The following is a 3,790-nucleotide window of genomic DNA, read 5'->3' on the forward strand; positions in this document are numbered from 1 at the left end:
GGACGTCCTATGGGTGCCGGTTGTCCGGTTCAGCATGTCCTGCGTGTGATATCTGCAAACCCGGTGTCAGGGGTTCTCGTGACCCATGTTGTCGGCCCCCTCTTCTCACGGGGAAGAGCAGTAAAGGATCTGCAAGCCTATCATATCATCGGGTTTGAAGGGATGGCAGAGAGCTTCCGGAGATCACCTGAATTTGGCAGGAGAATGAAGTTTCTTCCTGCCTACTGCATGATGAATCTGACCCATACCGGTGTTGTGAACCAGATATTCTCACGCAGAGAGGGTCTTCAGGTCAGAGTGGAGGATATCCGGTTACTATGAGGTCTTTGGATGAGATTCGTACAGCTCTCGCAGACGGGACCGCAGTCGTTCTGACGGCATCTGAACTGAAGAAGAGGATCGCAGAAAGCGATTGTATCTCTGATGTTGATGTGGTGACCTGTGGGACCTGTGGGGTCATGTACGGGACATATGCGGTTCTTTCAGTCCCGGTTGCACCTCCTGGTGTCTTTTCACGGGCTGATACGGTCTCTTTGCAGGGCGTTCCGGCGATTCCAGGCCCCTGTCCGAACGAACGACTGGGGCTGGTTGATCTTATGGTATTTGGCACCGCCCATGCAGACAACCGGTATGGAGGAGGACACCTCTTTCATGATCTGATTGCTGGAAAAGAGATCCATGTGGAGGTCACCTCATCCGAAAGAAAGTATGAAGCTGAGGTTACGCTGGATGACATTCCATTTGCCCGACTTTTTACGACAAGAAGTGCCTTTAAAAATTATTCTGCCATTATCAACCGGAGCAGTAAACCGGCAGATACGATCTTTTCTGTCCTGCCTCTTTCCGGCAATGCTGCACAGGCAACGGTCTCCGGGTGTGGTGAGATCAACCCGGTGGAAAACGATCCATCTCTTCGGTTTCTCTCTTCCGGGGATCCGGTTATTTTGAATGGGGCACATGGCCGTGTTATCGGCACCGGAACCAGAAGTTCGCCGGATCGGCCAAATCTCTCTGTCCATGCAGACATGCAGGGGATGGATACACGGTTTTGCGGCGGGTTTTTGACTGCCGCAGGCCCTGAATGCATTACCAGTATCGGGACCGTCGTGCCGGTTTCTGATCAGGATGTTCTCACCCGTCTTATGATCCGGGATGCTGACATTGCCCTTCCGGTTGTGGATATCGAGGATCGCCAGCCGGTCGGGACTGCCTCATATTCCCAGGTATGGACCGGGACTGCAACACGAATCATGCATCACCCGCAACGGTGCCGGTCATGTGATCCCTGCATGGTCCGATCTTCATGCCCGGTTGATGCAATCCGTGCCGATAAAACGATCAATCACCAGCGGTGTTTTGTCTGTGGTACCTGTGTCCACATCTGCAAGGGTTCAGCGTACGAGGGAAACTTTGGTTTTATCACCGTAGGTGGGGCAGATGTTCCGATCGTCCTGCGCCAGTCTGACCGCAGAAGGGCAGAGATACTTTGCAGACGGATCAAAGATATGCTGATCAGGGGTGAGTTTCAGATATGACCGGCTATACCCTCACCTGCCCGGTATGTCAACGGAATTTTCCTGATTCCTACACGCTCACCTGTCCGTTTGGATGCCAGGGACTGATCAGAACCTCCTATACCGCCCGTCAGATCAGGATCCGTAATAGTCCCGGGATCTTTCGATACATAGACTGGCTCCCGGTTACTGGTTCTCTTCCGACACGGGCAGAGCCGGTCTGTTATAAAAGCAAAGGTCTTGCAGAGGCACTTGGTCTTTCGGATCTCTGGATTGTATTCTCCGGGTACTGGCCTGAAAAAGGTGCATATGCGGTCAGTGGTTCGTTTAAGGAGTTTGAGGCGTATCCGACGGTACAGCGGCTCTTTGAGCGGGCACGTGGAATCATTCAGGTCTCATCTGCCGGCAATACCGGCCGGGCCTTTGCCGAGGTCTCAGCACGGACTGGTCAGCCGGTCATTATCGTCGTCCCCGATGCAGCACAGGACCGGATTTTTACCACCACACCGGCTGATCATGTCATGCTCATTACCATCTCCGGTGATTATACCGATGCCATCAGCCTGGGGAATATGATATGCACGATCCCGGGTGTGTTTCCTGAAGGGGGAGCAAAAAATGTTGCACGGAGGGATGGCATGGGAACAGTCATGCTGGCAGGAACACTTGCCATGGGAACGCTTCCTGACTGGTATGTTCAGGCGGTTGGAAGTGGCACGGGGGGTATTGCAGCGTATGAAGCATCGCTCCGGCTTATTGCAGACGGACGGTTTGGGAACCGGATGCCCCGTCTTCTCCTCTTCCAGAACGAGCCGTTCATACCGATGGTGAAGGCATGGCAGGAGAGACGACGGGAGATCAGGGATGAGGATATGCCGGATGCTGCTCATGCGATAACGCAGGTATATTCTGATGTTCTCACCAACCGGACTCCACCCTATGGGATAGCCGGAGGGGTGTTTGACACCCTCGTTGCAACCAACGGAATCATGGGCAGTGTTTCGTCAAGCGTTGCACAGGAAGCAGAAAAACTCTTCACCTCATGTGAAGGAATAGATCTTGATCCCGCTGCCGGTGTGTGTGTCGCAGGTCTGATCCAGGCTGTGCGTACAGGCATTCTCCGGCCGGATGAGAAGATCCTTCTCAGCATCACTGGCGGAGGATATGCCCTGGGAAAGCAGGAACTTCCCCGGTTTGTCAAAAAACCGGATTATTCGGTAACCAAAGAGACGCCATATGAGGCGATATCAGCAGGAGTGCAGGAATGGATGAAGCCATATGCATGAAGAGACTGTATCAGCGATTTTGAAAAAAGAAGCCATTGAGTACATCATTTCGCTTCCCTGTGACAGGACAAAAGACCTCTGTTCTGTCCTTCTGAAGGAGTTTTCGTACATCACAATTTCGCGGGAAGAAGATGGTATTGGGATCCTCTCCGGTCTGTCCCTGACAGGAACGCGGGGAGTGCTTCAGATGCAGAGTTCAGGCCTCGGAAATTCGCTGAATGCCCTGATGACCCTTCCCTTCCTGTATGGCCTTCCCCTCCCGATCCTTGCCAGCTGGAGGGGGTACTATCAGGAGAAGATACCTGCTCAAATCCCGTTTAATGAGAAAATACCCGATCTCTTACAGGTATATCATATCCCCTGCACGATCATCCGAAAGCCGGAGGAACTCCATCTCATTACGTCGGTTATCAGTGATGCCTGGATAGAAAGCAGACCTCATGTAGCCCTCATCTCCCCGCAGGTTTGGGAGGGAGGAGAAGAAAAACCAAGTATATCCCCGCCAGCTGTCAGGGACCGGACGGTCAGTCTCTTTTACCAGGGAGTGTTCAGACAGCCGGTTATGCAGCGGGCTGATGCTATCGGTATTCTTGCATCTATGATGACTGATGAACTGGTCGTCGCAAATATCGGTGTTCCGTCAAAAGAACTCTATCACGCACGGGACAGCCCGGCCCATTTTTACATGCTTGGCTCATATACCCAGGCAAGCCCTCTGGGACTTGGTATTGCCCTTGGAACCGGCAGGACGGTGGTTGTTCTGGATGGTGACGGAAGTCTTCTTGGAACTGCTGCCCTTCCCGTTATAGCCAGTACATCACCTGATAACCTGATCATTATCTGTCTTGACAACGGGGTGTATGGGAGTACCGGTAATCAGTGTTCTCCGGCATTTGATACGGTTGATCTTGAACTCCTGGCTAGGGCAAGCGGGTTTCGGAACACCTGTAAGGTCCATACACCCGATGAACTGAAGGATGAATACAAAAA

Annotated in this window: 3 protein-coding genes and 1 pseudogene; all 4 read left to right on the forward strand. The window is 52.6% G+C overall.

The features are described from left to right. Window positions 1-321 (forward strand): annotated as a pseudogene (locus PLA23_RS11310) ((Fe-S)-binding protein); the annotation flags it as partial. Beyond that, the gene (locus PLA23_RS11315) at window positions 318-1,535 is read left to right on the forward strand and encodes a methanogenesis marker 16 metalloprotein (RefSeq protein WP_324475251.1); all 1,218 of its coding nucleotides are present in this window, start codon (window positions 318-320) and stop codon (window positions 1,533-1,535) included. The pseudogene PLA23_RS11310 and the gene PLA23_RS11315, both read left to right, overlap by 4 nt. Further along, on the forward strand, window positions 1,532-2,800 hold the full coding sequence (locus PLA23_RS11320; protein WP_324329706.1) for a cysteate synthase: 1,269 nt from the start codon (window positions 1,532-1,534) through the stop codon (window positions 2,798-2,800). The genes PLA23_RS11315 and PLA23_RS11320 overlap by 4 nt, the downstream gene beginning before the upstream one ends. After that, window positions 2,793-3,790: sulfopyruvate decarboxylase subunit alpha (comD, locus tag PLA23_RS11325; protein WP_324475252.1), on the forward strand; the 998-nt coding region annotated here is incomplete at its 3' end. The genes PLA23_RS11320 and comD, both read left to right, overlap by 8 nt.

Origin of the sequence: Methanospirillum sp., assembly GCF_035406105.1 — an archaeon.
Taxonomy (GTDB): domain Archaea; phylum Halobacteriota; class Methanomicrobia; order Methanomicrobiales; family Methanospirillaceae; genus Methanospirillum.